At 44.2% G+C, this 18,096-nt stretch carries 16 protein-coding genes and 1 pseudogene; 5 read left to right on the top strand and 12 right to left on the bottom strand.

All coding sequences use genetic code 11. The features are described from left to right. Positions 1-203 precede the first annotated feature (203 nt). From FTT63_RS01660 to FTT63_RS01645, 4 genes are all read right to left on the bottom strand, one after another. A complete protein-coding gene (locus FTT63_RS01660) occupies positions 204-1,058 on the bottom strand; it encodes an SPFH domain-containing protein (protein WP_005176027.1) in 855 nt (284 codons plus the stop codon). A 10-nt stretch (positions 1,059-1,068) separates the two neighbouring features. Further along, positions 1,069-1,548 carry an NfeD family protein gene (locus FTT63_RS01655; protein ID WP_005176030.1) on the bottom strand — a complete coding sequence of 160 codons (480 nt, stop codon included), beginning with the start codon at positions 1,546-1,548 and terminating at the stop codon, positions 1,069-1,071. A gap of 110 nt (positions 1,549-1,658) precedes the next feature. Continuing rightward, entirely contained in the window at positions 1,659-2,576 is a 918-nt protein-coding gene (locus FTT63_RS01650; RefSeq protein ID WP_168396349.1) for a patatin-like phospholipase family protein, read from the bottom strand. 63 nt (positions 2,577-2,639) lie between these two features. Further along, the gene (locus FTT63_RS01645; protein WP_163146071.1) at positions 2,640-3,266 is read right to left on the bottom strand and encodes a lysophospholipid acyltransferase family protein; all 627 of its coding nucleotides are present in this window, start codon (positions 3,264-3,266) and stop codon (positions 2,640-2,642) included. Between the two features lie 153 nt (positions 3,267-3,419). On the opposite strand from FTT63_RS01645, the gene FTT63_RS01640 reads away from it, so the two are divergent. Both FTT63_RS01640 and FTT63_RS01635 read left to right on the top strand, forming a co-directional pair. Next, positions 3,420-4,676, top strand: a complete 1,257-nt coding sequence (locus FTT63_RS01640; RefSeq protein WP_168396348.1) for an MFS transporter — start codon at positions 3,420-3,422, stop codon at positions 4,674-4,676. 922 nt (positions 4,677-5,598) lie between these two features. Continuing rightward, positions 5,599-6,336, top strand: a complete 738-nt coding sequence (locus FTT63_RS01635; protein ID WP_180191914.1) for a carbonic anhydrase — start codon at positions 5,599-5,601, stop codon at positions 6,334-6,336. Positions 6,337-6,401: 65 nt separating this feature from the next. On the opposite strand, the gene FTT63_RS01630 is transcribed toward FTT63_RS01635, so the two are convergent. The 5 genes from FTT63_RS01630 to FTT63_RS01610 all read right to left on the bottom strand — a co-directional run bounded on the left by FTT63_RS01630 (position 6,402) and on the right by FTT63_RS01610 (position 10,615). Further along, positions 6,402-7,127, bottom strand: coding sequence for an amino acid ABC transporter ATP-binding protein (locus FTT63_RS01630; protein WP_171457064.1), 726 nt, complete (start codon positions 7,125-7,127; stop codon positions 6,402-6,404). 14 nt (positions 7,128-7,141) lie between these two features. Further along, positions 7,142-7,825, bottom strand: coding sequence for an ABC transporter permease subunit (locus FTT63_RS01625; RefSeq protein ID WP_005176046.1), 684 nt, complete (start codon positions 7,823-7,825; stop codon positions 7,142-7,144). Then, positions 7,825-8,568, bottom strand: a complete 744-nt coding sequence (locus FTT63_RS01620) for an amino acid ABC transporter permease (protein WP_005176049.1) — start codon at positions 8,566-8,568, stop codon at positions 7,825-7,827. The genes FTT63_RS01625 and FTT63_RS01620 overlap by 1 nt, the downstream gene beginning before the upstream one ends. A gap of 63 nt (positions 8,569-8,631) precedes the next feature. After that, positions 8,632-9,576 (bottom strand): transporter substrate-binding domain-containing protein, encoded by a 945-nt coding sequence (locus FTT63_RS01615; RefSeq protein ID WP_016659882.1) that lies wholly within the window; start codon positions 9,574-9,576, stop codon positions 8,632-8,634. Between the two features lie 361 nt (positions 9,577-9,937). Then, positions 9,938-10,615, bottom strand: coding sequence for a DUF421 domain-containing protein (locus FTT63_RS01610; RefSeq protein WP_005176055.1), 678 nt, complete (start codon positions 10,613-10,615; stop codon positions 9,938-9,940). A gap of 254 nt (positions 10,616-10,869) precedes the next feature. Between FTT63_RS01610 and FTT63_RS01605 the strand changes: the two genes are divergently transcribed. The 3 genes and pseudogenes from FTT63_RS01605 to FTT63_RS01595 form a co-directional block, all read left to right on the top strand. Then, the gene (locus tag FTT63_RS01605) at positions 10,870-11,901 is read left to right on the top strand and encodes a molecular chaperone DnaJ (RefSeq protein WP_168396347.1); all 1,032 of its coding nucleotides are present in this window, start codon (positions 10,870-10,872) and stop codon (positions 11,899-11,901) included. A 93-nt stretch (positions 11,902-11,994) separates the two neighbouring features. After that, positions 11,995-13,128: a molecular chaperone DnaJ gene (locus FTT63_RS01600; protein WP_168396346.1), complete on the top strand. Its 1,134-nt coding sequence runs from the start codon at positions 11,995-11,997 to the stop codon at positions 13,126-13,128. 71 nt (positions 13,129-13,199) lie between these two features. Then, positions 13,200-13,304 (top strand): annotated as a pseudogene (locus FTT63_RS01595) (DUF559 domain-containing protein); the annotation flags it as partial. A 45-nt stretch (positions 13,305-13,349) separates the two neighbouring features. On the opposite strand, the gene FTT63_RS01590 reads toward FTT63_RS01595, so the two are convergent. The 3 genes from FTT63_RS01590 to FTT63_RS01580 all read right to left on the bottom strand — a co-directional run bounded on the left by FTT63_RS01590 (position 13,350) and on the right by FTT63_RS01580 (position 18,001). After that, positions 13,350-14,033, bottom strand: coding sequence for a hypothetical protein (locus FTT63_RS01590; RefSeq protein WP_127799664.1), 684 nt, complete (start codon positions 14,031-14,033; stop codon positions 13,350-13,352). A gap of 7 nt (positions 14,034-14,040) precedes the next feature. Beyond that, positions 14,041-14,865: a PAAR domain-containing protein gene (locus tag FTT63_RS01585; protein ID WP_127799662.1), complete on the bottom strand. Its 825-nt coding sequence runs from the start codon at positions 14,863-14,865 to the stop codon at positions 14,041-14,043. A 241-nt stretch (positions 14,866-15,106) separates the two neighbouring features. Continuing rightward, positions 15,107-18,001 carry a valine--tRNA ligase gene (locus tag FTT63_RS01580; RefSeq protein ID WP_168396345.1) on the bottom strand — a complete coding sequence of 965 codons (2,895 nt, stop codon included), beginning with the start codon at positions 17,999-18,001 and terminating at the stop codon, positions 15,107-15,109. Positions 18,002-18,096 lie beyond the last annotated feature (95 nt).

The raw sequence follows: 18,096 nt of genomic DNA, 5'->3' as shown, positions 1-18,096 counted from the left end.
CGGTATCCATATAGTATGTTGGACAGTAAAGGACTTATGGCCTCAATGCGTTCCATGCAAATTCTTGATGGATACTCACAAGTCCTGAAAGATTAAAAAATGAAGGCGAAATTTAACCATAATTTTGCATGAAATACTGATTTTTCTTTCAGGCAATAAAAATAGACAGCATCCAGGCTGTCTATTTTTGGCTAAAAAGGCGCTTAGTTTTGTCGGCCCATGACCCCACGAATGGTATTCAGAATATCGGCCGGTAATACCACGGTCTTGGCATTTGGCGATTTCGACATATCCTGCATGGCTTTTACATATTGTTCACCAAGCAGATAGGCCACCGGAATTTCTTTATCGCCGACTGCTGTCGTGACCATTTCAATGGCACGTTGCGAAGCTTCGGCCAGTACCACTTGTGCTTCGGCATCACGGCGTGAAGCTTCAAGACGGCCTTCGGCTTCCAGAATGGCTGCCTGTTTTTCACCATCGGCTTTGGTTACGGTGGCACGACGCTGACGTTCTGCTGCCGCCTGTTCTTCCATTGCTGACTGCATTGTGTTGGATGGTTTAATATCTTGAATTTCAACGGTTTTAAGGGTAATACCCCAGTCCGCAATATCATCTGAAATCGAGGCTTTTAAACGTGCCTTAATATGGTCACGTGAGGACAGCGCATCATCCAGATCCATTTCACCCACAATAGAACGCAACGAGGTTTGTACCAGGTTCTGAATGGCCCAAGAATAGTTTTCAATCCCGTACACCGCTTTTTCTGGCGTGGTCAGGTTAATGTAGGCCACCGCGTTCATCAGCAGGACGGCGTTATCGCGGCTGATGACTTCCTGAGACGGAATGTCCAGCACAATGTCTTTGGTGGTGACTTTATAGGCCACTTCATCGACATAGGGAATTACGAAGTTCAGACCCGGACTTAGGGTGGTGTGGTATTTACCCAAACGTTGCACAATCCATTTATAGCCTTGTGGAACAATACGCACCCCTTTAAAAATGGTGATGGCCACAAAGGCCAGCAGGGCTAAAACAATAATGGAGCCAGCATTCATTTTATATTACTCACTGTTTTTCGTTGTCATTCTGCAGGCTATGCAACTGCACAACCAGATCATTGCCAAGAATATCGACCACACGCACACGATCACCGACCTGCACCGGACTTAGAGTGCGGCAGTTCCATTCATCAGAACCGAGCACCGGCATCGGAAAACGGACTTTCACTTCGTCATGCTCCAGATTGGTCTGGATGACCATACCAATCTGGCCGATGGTGGCTTCCCGTGACAGGCCGGCTTTGGTTTTATCAATCGACAGTGGTTTAATAAATTTAAACCAGAGCAGGGTACACAGCACCGATAAAATGATCCACATCACCAGCTGCGTGGTGGTGCCCATCATCGGGAACAGCAGATATAAAACGCCCACCATCAGCGCGCCCACGCCAAACCAGAGCGCAGCAAAAGCCGGCAGCAGCAGCTCGGAAAGAATCAGCAAAATGCCTAAAACAAACCAGTGCCAAGGTTCAAGAACAAATTCCATACATCGACTCGTCGCGAATGATTGTAAAAAGAATCATTGATATAGATCAATCTGTATGCTGTTCAATGTAGCAGATGACAACCGACTTGGATATGAAAAAATCCCCGATGTTAAAATTTGGCTTTGGGTGGTGGTGCCAAAGCGGCCGGAGATTTTTTAAAATCGCTGATGGCTTTTTCAATGGCGCGGATTTTCAGCTGGGCAGCTTTTTCACCTTCTAAAATGGTCTGGTTGCTGGCTTTTAAATCCAGTGTGCCAATATGACCAACTTTAGGCTGAATCACCACATTGGCCTGACGTAGCTCTTCATGAATACTCTGCTGGCCCATAATGTTGATGGTCTGATCGAGCAGGCCCCACATATTCATGGGCGTATTGCCGGTCGGACGCGCGGAAATATCTACAGCAATGACCAGATCAGCGCCCATATCTTTGGCAGTTTTGACCGGAATCGGGCTGACCAGACCGCCATCGACATATTTGGTGCCGCCAATAGTTGCGGGGACAAACACATTTGGAATACTGCAGGAGGCACGTACCGCCTGACCGGCATTGCCTTTAATAAACTCGGCTTTACGGCCATTGTCCAGACGGGTGGCGACCGCAGCAAAACGAATCGGGAACTGCTGAATGGCTTTGTTACCGACCTGCTGATTGACATAGTCCTGCAGTTTCTGGCCCAGCACAAAGCCCTGACGGTTCAGAGTTAAATCGCGAATATCAGATTCTTTAAAGTTCAGGGCCAGTTGCTGTAACTGATACGGTGATTTACCACTGGCGTAAAGACTGCCGACAAAACTGCCGGCACTGGTGCCGGTCACAATTTTCGGTTTAATGCCGTGTGATTCTAAAACTTTCAGTACGCCAATATGGGCAAAACCTTTGGCACCGCCGCCGCCTAAGGCAATGGCCACCACCGGTTCACGCGCCTGAATGGGCGTCGGAGTCACTGGCGTTTGTACCGCCCGATCACAGCCGGATAGTGCCAGTAGCAATAGGCCAGCGGTCGAAAATTGCAGTAATTTCATGATTCGATAGGAGATTAATTCAACAAAATATGCGCACATCTCAGCAAAAAAATACGGTTTTGGCTAGTCTTTGGGCCAGCGTTTTTGTAACGGCTTGGCCAGCCAGTGCGGATTTTTGGCAGAAAACTTGCCTTCATAATGCTGATAAATCGCGTCTAAATCCTGTTCATAATGCCCGGTCGGATAAAACACACCAAGAATATGAATGGTCTTATGCGCATAATCAAAAGAGAACATCACAATCGGAATTTGTGCGCCATAGGCAATATGATAAAAACCGCTGCGAATCTGCTCGGCCTGTTTGCGCGTGCCTTCCGGCGCCATCCCGACCCAGATCTGTTCACGTTGCCGGATAATTTCAATAATCTGCTGGGTATGGCCTTGCGGCGCATGGCGAATTACCGGTACCACCCCAATCCATTCCAGCAGCGGTTTTAACGGTGTATTAAACAGGGTATGTTTGCCAAAAATGGTGACTTTCAGACCCAGTCCGAGCAGAGCAGCGAAGCCATGCCAGGCATCAATATTGGAGGTATGCGGGGAAATAATCGCCACTGCTTTGGGAAGGTTGGGAAATTCGCCTTTCAGCTGCCAGCCTTGGGCCAAAAAGAGCGATTTAAACAAGCCTCGGCTCAGGGCGCTGCCGCGGCCAGGCACCTGATCAGGTAAAACAGGAAATTGCTTGGTCATTGTTTTTATGTATTATCCTACTGAAACTCAGCCAAGTTTTACAAAATATTGCGACTTTATTCAATGGGTAAGCAGAGCAAAATACGCTTTCTTTTGAGCAGTTTTGCCTAGAGTCATCCGCTTGGCCTGAAATAAAAAGGAATGTCCGCTGCTATGCCGAATCTTTATCTGTTGCTGTTTTCCCTGTACTGGGCGCAAGGTCTGCCGGTAGGCTTTATGACCCATGCCTTGCCTGTGATTTTACGGGCACAAGGGGTATCACTGGCACATATTGGCGGTTTTGGTCTGTTAATGCTGCCCTGGTCGATTAAAATTTTCTGGGCGCCGTGGGTGGACCGTTTTGGCCGGAGCGCCCAGGGCCATTACCGTTCCTGGATTATTCCGACTCAGTTGCTGAGTGTCGTGGTGTTAATCGGGCTATCATTTATCCCGATTCAGGCCCTGAATGAACCGCTGTATTTGTTTGGCTTTTTTGTCGGACTGTTGCTGATGAATCTGGTCGGAGCCACGCAGGATATTGCCACCGACGGGCTGGCAGTGAATATTTTAACTGGCCAGCAGCAGCACTGGGGCAATACCTTTCAGGTGATTGGTTCACGGCTGGGCTTTATTGTTGGTGGGGGCGCCATGCTCTGGGCCCTGGACTGGCTGCACTGGCAGGCCACGTTCCTGATACTGGCACTGCTGGTATTTTTAAATACCTTGCCAATTTTACTGTATCGTGAACCGCAACATACAGCCAAAACAGCGCAGAAGACCACGCCTTTTTCCTGGCAGGTTGTGCGCCAGTATCTGGGTTATTTTCGCCAGAGCCGCAGCTTGGCACTATGGTTATGGGTGCTGCTCAGTTTTAAAATTGCCGATGGTTTATCTGGCCCACTACTCAAACCGTTAATGGTCGATTTGGGCTTAAGTTTTTCCCAGATTGGTATTTATGTGACCATGCTAGGGGCGTTTGCGGCGTTACTCGGTGCAGGTGTGGCCGGCTTATTGCTCAGGGTGATGTCACGTGCTCGGGCTTTAGTGTTGTTTTCAGTGTTGAAAGTACTGGCTTTAGCCGCCTATAGCTGGCTGGCCTATCAGTATGAACAGCAGCAGGCGGTAGCATTGTGGCTGATTTATCTGATTAATGCGCTGGAAGATGGTATTTCGGCGATGCTGCTGGTGGTGATGCTCACTTTGGTGATGCACTATAGCCGCAAACAGCTGGCCGGTACCGATTTTACCTTTCAGGTGGCGCTGATGGCTACCGTCAGTGGTGGGCTGTATAGCCTCAGCGGCATACTGGGCGATCAGCTTGGTTATGCACGCTATTTAATGATGATTAGCGGGATTGCGCTGCTGTGTCTGCTTCCGATTCTGGTCTGGGCCAGAAGCCTGCCAAAAGATGAGGCGCTTCAGCACAAATAAATCCTTAAAAAAGAAAAAAAGCGATCCTGGAGGGAATCGCTGGAGTCGTAACTGGTTTATAAAAAATAATGGCCTTCCACCTTGACCCACAGCCGTTTGCTGGATGAATAGTGGCTGTGCTGATGTTATGCAGTGAGGAGGGCACTTTCTTGGAATTGACCCTGAATATGGGCAGGGAGTGGTGTGCGATCCCGATGACAAGCAGTGTAGTGGCTGTTTATGACATATTTAAGACAGATGCAGGCGCTGACGTGCAGACTGTCGAATTCCTGTTCAATCAATTCATAGATCGACGCTCCTGATCAGAAAGACTGACTTTTGAATAAGCAAGATACTCATCAGCTGGTTTGGTTTAGATATTCCATTTTTAGTGATGAATCCTGTGATCAACTCGTCAATGACAAGTGGCGTTGGCTAAATCACAACGTCAATCATGCTTCATGCTGGTGCAGCTAAAATTCGAGGCCAATCCATCCCGGTAGAAAACTTAACATACCTAGTAAGACCGCGAAAATTCCATGCTAAAGCTGAGCTAAAAAATCGGCCAGCGCCAGCAGAATCGCTGATCTACTTCTTCAATACCTCATGTTGTTGCCGGTTGATTTAAGCAAAGCGTCATCAGTTTTATAAGTCGCTGATCCAGCAGCCAGAAAACTGTTAGTACCGGACTTATAAAAAAGCATCATCATCGAACTGGAAACCAAGGTGGGTTTGGGCGGCAACGTCGTGATTGATCAGTACAACTTGATAAGTCGATGCACCGGACAAGTCATTATCAGGCCATCAGGCTGAATTATAACGCTCAAAAACCGCTTTAATCAGATACAAAAGCAATAAGCAGTTGGAAGATTTGGTTTTGTCCTGCCGGCGCAGGTTACGGATGATCAAGGCTCTTTTGATGATGTGTTTTCAAGGTTGAAGAATGAAACGGAGTATTTTTGCAGCGACTGCACTTTTGAGTATGAATATGGCTTTTGCTGCCGAGGGCAGTCATTTTGACTGGAGCTATGCGGCACAGACTGCGCCGGATAAATGGAGCCAGTTAAAACCGGAATATCAGGCCTGCGCGGGCATGAATCAGGCGCCCATTAATATTGCCCAGACCACACCGGCACAGTTGCCGCCGTTAAAACTGAACTATGCGGCCAAGGCTAAAACCATTGTGAATAACCAGCGCACGGTTCAGGTCAATTTTGAACAGGGGAATCATTTGGAACTGGACCAGAAAGTCTTTGAGCTCAAGCAGTTCCATTTGCATAGTCCAAGTGAAAACACCATTCAGGGGCAAAGTTTTGCGATGGAGATGCATCTGGTACATGCCACACCTGCGGGTGAACTGGCGGTGCTGGCAATTATGTTTCAGGAAGGTCAGGAAAATCCGAAGCTGAGACAGCTGTGGCAGGAATTACCGCAGCAACCCGGTGAGGCCATTATTTTAAACCATCAGGATGTAGCCGCGGCATTTTTACCGGAGCAACGGGATTATTATCGTTTTAACGGCTCTTTAACCACGCCGCCGTGTACCGAAGGCGTGCGCTGGATTGTCTTCAAACAGATTCAGCAGGCCTCGAGACAGCAGATTCAGGCTTTTTCACAGCTGATGGAACATCCGAATAACTGGCCGGTACAGCCGACCAATGCGCGTCTGGTGCTGGAGTAATCGAATACGAAAAAAAAGCAGATCATCTGATCTGCTTCTTAATTTGGGATGTTTGGTTGTACGGATTAATGCAGGATTTTATCTAGGAACTGCTGGGCACGTTCACCGCGCTGGGTATTAAAGAATTCATCTTTGGTGCAGTCTTCGACAATTTTACCCTGATCCATAAAAATCACCCGGTTGGCGACCTGGCGGGCAAAGCCCATTTCATGGGTCACACACATCATGGTCATGCCTTCACGCGCCAGCTCGACCATTACGTCCAGTACTTCGGTAATCATTTCCGGGTCCAGCGCCGAGGTTGGTTCATCAAACAGCATGGCAATCGGGTCCATACTTAAGGCGCGGGCAATGGCAACCCGCTGCTGCTGCCCACCAGAGAGTTGCGCCGGAAATTTGTTCGCCTGCGAACTTAAACCAACCCGATCCAGATAGGCCAGCCCTTTCTGTTTGGCTTCAGTTTCCGAGCGGCCCAGTACTTTGATCTGGGCAATGGTCAGGTTTTCGGTAATGCTTAAATGCGGAAACAGCTCGAAATGCTGGAACACCATGCCGACGCGACTGCGCAGTTTGTTCAGATTGGTTTTCGGATCGCTAATTGAAATCCCATCAACCAGAATCTGGCCTTTTTGAAACGGCTCCAGACCATTTACGGTTTTAATCAAGGTCGATTTTCCCGAACCCGATGGTCCACATACTACCACCACTTCCCCTTGACGAATCTGGGTGCTGCAATCGGCCAGGACTTGAAAATCCTTATACCATTTGCTGACATTCTGGAGGTCAATCATAATCTTGGGTTCGGTCATACCGTCAGCCTCCTTTGTAGTTTTTTCACTGCATAGGTGGCGATTAAACTCACGCTAAAATACACCAGCCCGGCAAATAGAATATATTGGGTCAGCAGCGCCATTAAATCGCCGCGGACATAATTGGTACGGAAGAAATCCAGCAGGCCAATGGCATAAACCATGGTGGAGTCCTGAAACAGGATGATGGTCTGCTGTAACAGCAGCGGGGTCATTTTGCGAAAGGCCTGCGGCAAAATAATCAGCCGCATCGACTGGCCATAAGTCATGCCCAGCGCATAGGCAGCCGCAGTCTGACCTTTGGGAATGGACTGAATCCCGGCACGGACAATTTCAGAAAAGTAGGCCGCCTCAAATAGCATAAAGGCCACGATACTCGACACCAGCGCGGTATCAATGGTCAGGTAATTCCCGGTGAGGGCGGTGTAGAAAAACGGTACTGCAAAATAGAACCACATTAGCACCAGCAGCAAGGGAATCGAGCGGAACAGATTGACATAGCCTTGTGCAAACAGATTCAGTACGCGAATAGAAGACAGGCGCATTAACGCCAGCAGGGTGCCAATTAGAATACCGCCAATGGTCGCCATGACCAGCACTTTTAAGGTAATGGTAAAACCATGCCAGAGCGCCGGCCCGGACAGTTGTAAATCATTTAAAAATGCAGTGAGCCATTCCATTATTTTTCTCCTGCAATCAGGCCGGGAACACGTAAACGTTTTTCCAGCAGGTTCATGCCCTGAATCAGGCAAATATTAATCACAATAAAAATAACGGTGACAATGGTATAAATTTCAATGGTGTTTTGCGTGTACTCACTGATGGTTTTCATTTGCGAGATAATTTCAGCCACCCCGACCAGAGAGGCGACTGAGGTGTTTTTAACGCAGTTGGTCAGCTCCGAGCTTAACGGCGGCAAAATGGTGCGAAATGACTGCGGCAAAATTACATAGCGATATAACTGCGCGGTACTAAAACCCATGGCATAGCCGGCATTGATCTGTCCACGTGGCAGGGCTTCAATACCGGTGCGCACCTGTTCACAGACCCGTGCCGCGGTAAACAGTCCCAGCCCGATACTGGCTGAAATCAGCGCTGAAGTATGCGCGCCTAGATCATTCATCCACCAGCTTTTGATGGGCGCTGGCAGGAAATTGGGCACCACATAGAACCAGATGAACAGCTGGATCAGCAGCGGTACATTACGGAAAATGGTGACATAGGCGGTGCCAATCGTGCGGGCGGTTTTGCTGGGCAGGGTTCGCATAATCCCCAAAATGCTGCCCAGTAGCATGGCAATACTCCAGGCCACAATGGCAATCACCAGCAGCCAGCCCAGACCGGCGAGAATCCAGTGCAGATAGGTACTGTCGCCAATGCCGGTAGACTGAAACAGGACACCCCAGTTCCAACTATAATTCATACGTCCTCCTCAAAAACTCAGGTAAAGCATCCGTGTTTACCTGAGCCGGTTTATGTTGGAGTGTTACTGATCACGATCGTGCGGATTGGCAATCAGGTCTTTCAGCTGATCGGACATTTCAAAGTTCAGGTTGATGTTCTTCGGTGGAATTGGCTGCTGGAACCATTTGTTATACATCTGGTTGATTTCACCCGAGCTATAGGTGGCTTTAATGGCATCATCCACCACCTGTTTAAATTCAGTATCGCCTTTACGCAGCATACAGCCGTAAATTTCCTGAATTGGTGCCGTGCCGACAATTACCCATTTGTCTGGATCGGTGGCTTTGGATTTTTCACCGGCCAGCAGAATATCATCCATCATAAAGGCAGCGGCACGGCCACTTTGTAGCATCAGGAACGATTCGGCATGGTCTTTGGCTGAAATAATTTCGCCAATACCGAGTTCTTTTTCATGCTGGCGGATATAACGTTCAGAGGTGGTGCCAGCGGTGGTGACCAGTTTTTTGCCTTTTAAGTCAGCAAAATCCTGAATGCCGGAATCTTTGGCCGTCAGTAAACGTGAACCCACCTGGAAGAAACCGACCGAGAAAGCGACTTGCTGCTGGCGTTCCTGATTGTTGGTGGTCGAGCCACACTCTAAATCGACAGTCCCGTTAGAAACCAGTGGAATCCGGTTCTGGCTGGTGACCAGGTTGTAGCGGATTTTCAGATCTGGCATCTCCAGTTTCTGTTTTAGCGCTTCCACTACTTTTAGTTGCAGATCATGTGCATAACCGACTGGCTGATTTGGCGTATCGGCAATATAGGAGAAGGGAATGGATGAGTCACGATAACCCAGCACAATGGTGCCGGACTTTTTGATTTTCTCTAAGGTGCCTGAACTCGAGGCAGCGGCATTGGTGTTGCTATTGGCATCAGCTGGAGCTTTATTGTCACTACAAGCACTGAGGCCAAGCATGAATGCGCTGGCACAAAACAGGGAGGTGAGGGTGCGTTTAGAGGTCATGTACAAAACTCCTTTTGTATTGATTATTGGTCATTTGCTGTTATTCATGGCAATTCCAATCCTGGAACTGATTTATCAGGTAATGAAGCAAATGAGATTGTTTTAATTATCTCTGCACAACGGCATAGCTTCATCTTAAGCGAGATTTCCAGCATTGCTCAAGCGAAATTTTTAACCGTTTTGTTAATGATAAATCGTTATGAAATAACCACTTTTTAGATAAATAGCAGCAAAAAGCATGAATAAAATACAGCAGGAACTGTGCCAGTCTTGGGCCATTAAAGACCAAGATATGACCAAAGTTGAGATAAAACGGTTGGGCGAAGGTGGATGAACCGGCACAGAGATTTAAATCACGCGATTAATCTACCCGCAGGGTATTGATGGCTTCAGTCCAGTGACAGCTGTCACAACGCGGGCAGATCTGCTCGGCACTTTGCAAAAAATCGGTATAGCCACAGTATACGCAGGCGTAATGGGTATGCGGTTTAACGTCGGTGATTTCCTGACAGGCTTTGGGAAACAGGGGTAAACCGTACCGCACCTGATCATTGGAGAAAAACAGGATGCTAAACTTGCCATCATTTTCGAGTAAACCGACCCGTACCTGTCCCAGATGTTCGACCCCTTGCTGGCGCATTTCGGCAAAGAATTCATCATGCGACATTTTACCGCGTTTAATCTTTTCTAAGACCAGCTCACCATCTTCGACAATATACAGTGACTTGCCTTCCAGCAGATCTTCAAAGGGTTGGTATTTCATCATTAACCAGGTCACCAGACGATACAGGAAAATCACGATGCTCATGATTAGCAGGGCCTGAATCAGCGGCAGATCTTCGGTGAACATCGGGTCGCCGGCAATTGAACCCAGCGATAGAATAATCGCCAGTTCAAAAATTGACAGCTGGCGCACACCACGTTTTCCAGTCAGACGTAAAAAGATAATGATCATGCTGAACATGAGGATGGCACGCACGCTAATTTCAGCAGCAAAAGCCCAGGTGGTGTCATGAATAAAAATACTGGCCCAATCCATGTGAATGTCCTTTTTATAATCTGTTGGTCTTTGTTGATACTATGCATGAATTGCGGCGGCTGAATGTTTATAGTTGCGTAATGAACAGCAATGATTTGAGTGACTTGGTTAATTCAAAAAATTACCTGATCTGAAGCCACGTAATGTTAAGGCTTATTTGCTCAGGATTTTGCTTTGCTTCAGTTTTACTGAGATGAGTCAAAAAATACTTTCACATAAATCAGGTATAATTTCTCTTTTGCTTTATCTTCCCTATGCCTTTTGCGCTGAAAACCACGCCAAACATGGTGCTTGAAGTCTTACCACAGCATCAGAAGCTGAACCGTTTAATTGATGAGATTGAACAGCAGAAACAGTTATTGCTTGCATGGCAACATGCCCAAGATGACATTCGTGCCTATAGTCAAAAGGCGCTGATGCCTGCGTATCGTGAGTTATATAGCACTTTGTATGAACAGATGAAGACACTTTGGAATGGTCTAAGTAGTTATAGTTTCACGAAATCAAATACAGCATTGGTGGAAGATAAAATCCAAACTTTAGCGCGGTTACTACAAGGTTCACATTTGCTGAGTCAAAAGCAGTTAGATGAAGTGGAAAAAATGCATGTCTATTATCAGCAGGCAGATGAATACAGCAAGAAAAAAAACAAGAATAAAAATATAGACACTTTTGATGAGCCTGAAACTGAAACAGTCCAAGCCGATGATGTATTTGAAGATTGGAATAATGATCAATACCAACAAGCACGTGAGCAAGCCAAGTTAAAACGTCAGCAAGAAAAACAAGCGCAAGCTGAAAAGATGGTGAATCAATCACTCAAAACTGTGTATCTCAAGATTGCTTCCATCATTCACCCTGATCGTGAGTCCGATGAAGCTAAAAAAGAGGAAAAGACCGAGCTTTTACAACGTGCCAATGAAGCATACGAACAGGAAGATTTATTCTTTTTACTGAAACTTCAGCTTGAAGTTGAGCAAAGTAAAAACGGTTCAAACAAAGGTTTAAGCACAGAACAATTCAAGTTTTACCAACAGGCGTTAGAAGCACAAAGCCAGTCCTTAAAACAGCAGATGCAGGAATTGATTAACTCGCTTGTATGGTCAAATAAAGCCAAAATTGCGGTGCAAAAGTCCAAAGGGCAACTCAATATTGAGCAGTTGTATAAACAGATTGATGCGGATGTTTCGAACATGAAGCATCAGTTAAAAGCGGAGAAGCAACGGCTGAGTTTTATGGGGAAAGAGAGTGGGCTAGGGATGTTGTTGGAGCATGGGGTTTTGTAAAGAATATAGTTTTTTTGAACTAAGCAAAAAGTTTGTATACTATTCATTATGCTAAAATATTACAGAAATTGAGATTAGCGTTGAAGTCAGTGAATGAGCAATTTAGATTTAAGCATTTATCAAACAAGTGAAAAATTATCGGCACAACAAAAAAAGTTTAATCGATTGCTTGAGAAAATTGAGCAATTACAAATGGTATTGGCGGACTGGCAACAAGCGCAAAAACAAGTTCAAGAGGATGCAAGAGATGAGCTATTACCTTTATATCGTCAGTGGCACCACGTTTTGTTCGCTCAATTAGAGACGCTTTGGCAATATAAAAATACGCATAAAATCGCAAAAACATATTTAGTGCGTTTAGATGAAAAAATTTCAATTTTAGCGAGTCAGCTGCTTAATAATCCGAATCTTTCTGAACAACAACATGAGTTGACGCTTATCATTGCTCAACATTATGAGCTGATAGAAGAAAGTGCTGATGCTGATGAAATGATGCAAAAACAAGCCATAAAAGAAATGATAGCAGACCAAATCGGGGTACCCGTAGCTTGGCTTGACTTTGATTTGGATCTCAATAATCTCGACGCGTTTATGGAAAAAGTAAAAGATAAATTAGATCGAGAAGAAGCAAATTTTATTCAAAATCAGCTTAATGAAGATGAGCGTGATGAATATCAAAAGTTTGCTGAAAAGGAAAAAAAGAAAATTTTAAAGAAGCAAACACAGCTTGAAGAAGCGAAAAAAATGGCAGGGCAATCTCTAAAAAGCATTTATTCAAAAATTGCTGCCTTAATTCACCCTGATCGAGAGCAAGATGAACAAAAGCGCATTGAAAAAACCGAATTATTACAGCAAGCAAATGCTGCATTAGAGGAAAAAGATTTGCTTACTCTTTTGAAATTGCGTGTTTTTACAGCGCAAGGTGATCAGGAACAGGCAACAAAAATCGCGAATGAGCATTTGAAATCTTATAATTTATTGTTGGAAGAGCAAGTAGAGAAATTGCAATTTGAAATAGATGATATTATTTATTCATTTGATTGGATCGGCTCTGGTTTTTACAAACAGCGTTTTAAACCTGTTGATTTGATAAAAAAATATCAACGCGATTTAGCAGATATTCAAGCAAAACTGTTAAGAGATGAAAAGCGTTTAAATGATTATAAGGATTTTGATTACTTAAAAATTTTACTGAAAAGCAGAGCATTTAGTTGGTCATTTGAGTAATTTTTAGCATTGATTGTCATTCAGAGCATCGTCATTTTGACGATGCTTTTTTATGCACTTTAACCCGCTGATTATTCGCCTTCGCCAAATCCATGCGTCACACTGCCACCGATGCAGAACATTTAATGTGGCAACTTCTACGCGCCAAGCGATTTATGAATCTTAAATTTCATCGTCTTATGTGATACAACTTATCAAGTGCTTATATAAGAGTGATAAAATTATATACTTGAAGCTATAGTAGTTAATAGCTGTTGTCGTTGTTCAATATTTGTCTCTAGTTCAAATAGGCTCTCGTACATCATTTTATCTTGCTCACTTTTTTGGTCATTCACAATTTTTTTAAGTTGATTGATATATTCTCTATTACCTGCGTGCAACATATTTACGTTATATCCCCATAATATCTTAGTGTACATAGCTTCTGATGGATCTAACTTATCTAATTTATTTTTATAAAGAGACGCCGCTGCTAAATAACAATCTTGTATTAAAGAAGGTGATTTGTTCAAAGACTCCATAAGCATGCATTGAAAATTTTTCAAATTTGGTCGTTTGTCTTTGCTTAGAATTTCTTCTATGAACTCATAAGCTCGATCAATTTCTCCAATGCGTAAATATGTATTAATCAGAATACGATTACGCTCTTTATCACTATTAATTTGCTCAAGTCTAGGAATTAAAGATTTAAGCTTTTGAGTGGTTTTTTTCTCATCATCTGAATTTTGAAATTCTAAAATAAGCGAGTTGTACTCTTCTATTACTTTTTTGCTTTCAATATTCAATTCCGCTGTTATATCTGTATTCTTAGAATTCTCTACTGCATTGTTAGTTGAGCTGTTACATGCGGTTGCTAAGCCTAGTGTTGTAAAAGATACTAATACTGGAATAAGAATTTTTTTCATAGGGTATTTATCTAGCAAAAGAAGTTAGAGTGAACGTATATTTTTTGTATGGAGGGATAGGGGTTACAAATCCCACACTGTCATTAGGTCGAGCGGTATAACCTAGCTCAAGCTCAACCTCAACTAAGCTAATATTAGGCTCTGGTAGCTTTATAGTACAACTACCTAATGGAATCTTTCCTTTCTCAGTATCCCAAACACCTGAACCTACTTGAAGTCTAGTTGTTCCGAAATTTTCACCTTGTCTTTTAATTGTTGCTTTTCCGTAGGGGTAAATTTTAGCACTATGTATAATTGGATTGGGATCCATCATTACACTTATAAAGAGATCTCTACCAGTTAAAACATAATTAAGAAAATAACTAACAGCTCCAGAAAGCCCTTGAACTCCCTCATCAAATGGCATGATGATAGCTCTGTGACTTATGAATACATTGGTTTGGTTTCTTTCAACATAGAATATTTTAGTTTTATCTTTTTGACTATTTAAATTGCTATAAAGATTATCATTAATTAAGTTAGATGAGCCTGAACTAACCAAACTATTACTAATTGAACTTGACCCTGCTCCTTGAGCCTTTCCAGCTAAGTTTTGTCCAGGAATAAAAGTGGCTCCACAGGTAGTTTTATCACCGGCCACAATCATTGCTTTACCATTAATGAGTACCAAACTATTAGCTGCTATAGCTGAAACCATTGTTTTGCATTTAGGGCAGTAGTGTTTCATACCTTGAAGATGAGCAGGTTTACCTTGAACTACAAAAGTATTATCAACTTCGGTTACCACTCCACCATGAGTTGTTTTATCACCTATTGTTATTGTTGCTTGCATTTAATAACTCAGATTTGATTAAACTATTGACAAAATTAATGTTATCTGTAAAAGGATTGTTATTATGATGTATATTTGTAACTTGTAAGTTACAAGATTTAATTTATCGAATGATTGAAGATCAATCATGTCTAACTGAGCATAGTTTTATCAAACTAGAATAAAAGTAATTAATTTATTTTAATAAAAAGGGAAGCTACATTGCGCTTCCCTTTCTTTAGATTAAATCATAACCCTTAAATCAAAGCGCTGCAATTTGCTCCATATTCGCTTTAATCTTCGCTAACTGATTAGCAAATTCAGCAAGTTTTACTTTCTCGCCTTCAACCACAGCGGCAGGTGCTTTTGCCACAAAACCTTCATTTGCAAGTTTAGTTGCAATTTGGTCATGCTGTTTTTGAACCTTGTCTAAGTCTTTTTGTAGACGACCCAATTCCGCTTTAGGGTCAATTAAGCCCTTCATTGGAACGAATACAGATACATGACCGACAACACTTGATGAAGACAATGGCGGTTGTTCAGCATCTGCAAGGAACGTAATGCTTTCAACTTTCGCCAAAGCTTTAAACAATGGTTCAATACGAGCAATCTGCGCTTTTTCTGCATCAGTGGTGTTTTGAAGAAGAACAGGCAATAAGCGAGCATTCCCTAGGCCCATTTCACCACGAATGTTACGTACCGCACCAATCAAACCTTGAAGCCATTGCATATCTGCTTCGGCTTGGTCATTGATAAGCGCTTGGTCAGCAACAGGGTATTGCGCCAACATAATCGTTTCGCCAACAATGTTCAGTTTCGGCGCAAGGGTTTGCCAGATTTCTTCAGTCAGGTAAGGCATCAACGGATGAGCCAAACGTAAAGACGCTTCCATGACCGCGAGCAATACACGACGTACTTCAGCTTTACGCTCTTCAGACACATTTTCATCGTTCAGAACCGGTTTGGTTAATTCAACATACCAGTCACAGTATTCATTCCAAATGAACTCGTAAATCGCTTGTGCAGCCAAGTCTAAACGATAGGTCGCAAAGGCTTGTTGAACCGCAGCTTCCGCTTTTTGTAGACGGCTGACAATCCACTGCTCAGGCAATTCCCAAAGGTCTTGACGAACCTCTTGACCAATTACTTGATCTTCGCAGTTCATCATTACGAAACGGGTTGCGTTCCAGATTTTGTTGGCGAAGTTACGGTAACCTTCAACACGCTTCATGTCGAACTTGATGTCACGACCGGTGTTGGCAAGCGCACAGAATGTGAAACGAACCGCATCTGTACCGTAAGACTGAATCCCTTCAGGGAATTCTTTACGGGTCGATTTTTCAATCTTCGCCGCTTGTTTCGGGTTCATCAAACCTGTGGTACGTTTTTGTACTAAAGTTTCAAGATCAACACCATCAATCAAATCTAATGGGTCAAGCACGTTACCTTTAGATTTAGACATCTTCTGACCTTCGCCATCACGTACCAAACCGTGTACATACACAGTTTTGAATGGTACTTGTGGCGTGCCATCTTCATTTTTCATGAAGTGCATCGTAAGCATGATCATACGAGCAACCCAGAAGAAGATGATGTCAAAACCTGTCACCAATACATCAGTCGGGTGGAAAGTATTTAAGAAATAGTTTTCTTTGTCTTTCGCTTCGTCACCTGTCCAACCTAAAGTTGAGAATGTCCAAAGACCAGAAGAGAACCATGTATCCAATACGTCTTCGTCTTGGTTCAATTCAACTTCAGGGGCAATACCGTTTTTCGCACGAACTTCTTCTTCGTTACGACCCACGTAAACATTACCTTCTGCATCGTACCAAGCAGGGATACGGTGACCCCACCACAATTGACGCGAGATACACCAGTCTTGAATATTATTCATCCACGCCATGTACATGTTGCTGTACTGCTCAGGCACGAATTTGATACGACCGTCTTGAACCGCTTCAATCGCAGGTTTCGCAAGCGGTGCAATTTTTACATACCATTGATCCGTCAATAACGGTTCAACGATGACACCTGAACGGTCACCGCGAGGTGGTTTCAAGGTGTATGGTTGAATTTGGTCTAACCAGCCTTCAGCTTCTGCTTGTTCGACTAACTTTTTACGTGCTTCAAAACGCTCTAAACCAATGTAGTCTGCAGGGGCAGGAATGGTTTTAGAAATTTGCTCGCCCGCTTTCGCGATGTATTCAAACTCAGCCAACACTTCAGCATTTTTGTTGAAGATGTTGATGATTGGCAATTCGCAGCGTTTACCGACTTCATAGTCATTGAAGTCATGCGCAGGGGTAATTTTTACACAGCCGGTACCGAATTCTTTGTCGACATATTCATCTTTAACGATTGGAACCGCACGACCAGTAATTGGCAGGATGATATTTTGACCGACCAAGTGCGCATAACGTTCATCATCAAGGGCAACCGCAACCGCTGTATCACCCAACAATGTTTCAGGACGCGTGGTTGCAACCACGATGTGATCTTTACCATCGTGCGTGCGAAGTGACTTATCTTCAAAGAAATATTTGAAGTGCCAAAGTGAACCTTGTTCTTCTTTATCAGACTCAACTTCTAGGTCAGATAGAGCAGTTTGCAGTTTAGGGTCCCAGTTCACCAGGCGTTTACCGCGGTAAATCAAACCTTCTTCGTGCAGTTTCACAAACACTTCTTTCACTGCGTTGGATAAACCTTCATCCATGGTGAAGCGTTCACGTGACCAGTCCACAGAAGAACCTAAACGACGGATTTGACGGGTAATGTTACCGCCAGATTGTTCTTTCCATTCCCATACTTTTTCTAGGAATTTTTCACGACCAAGATCATGACGGCTAATGCCTTGCGCACCCAACTGACGCTCGACAACCATTTGCGTTGCAATACCTGCGTGGTCAGTCCCCGGTTGCCATAAGGTATTTTTACCTGACATACGGTTATAACGGGTTAAGGCATCCATGATGGCATTGTTAAAACCATGACCCATGTGCAAGCTACCGGTGACGTTTGGTGGCGGAATCATGATACAGAAAGACTCGCCTTTTTCAGACGGCTTGAAGTAACCGCGCTCTTCCCAGGTTTGGTACCATTTTTTCTCGATCTCGGTCGGATCGTAAGTTGTAGCAATATTTTGCGCTGAATCAGTCATAGTTCGAACAGATCAAAAGTAGATAAAAAATTGCATCTATTGTAGCAAAAAAAATGGCGACTTAGGCAGCCTGAATCATTGGCTTGTTTAAGCAA

Source organism: Acinetobacter sp. C15 (assembly GCF_013420645.1).
Taxonomy (GTDB): domain Bacteria; phylum Pseudomonadota; class Gammaproteobacteria; order Pseudomonadales; family Moraxellaceae; genus Acinetobacter; species Acinetobacter indicus.
This window is presented reverse-complemented; position numbering and strand designations above follow the sequence as displayed.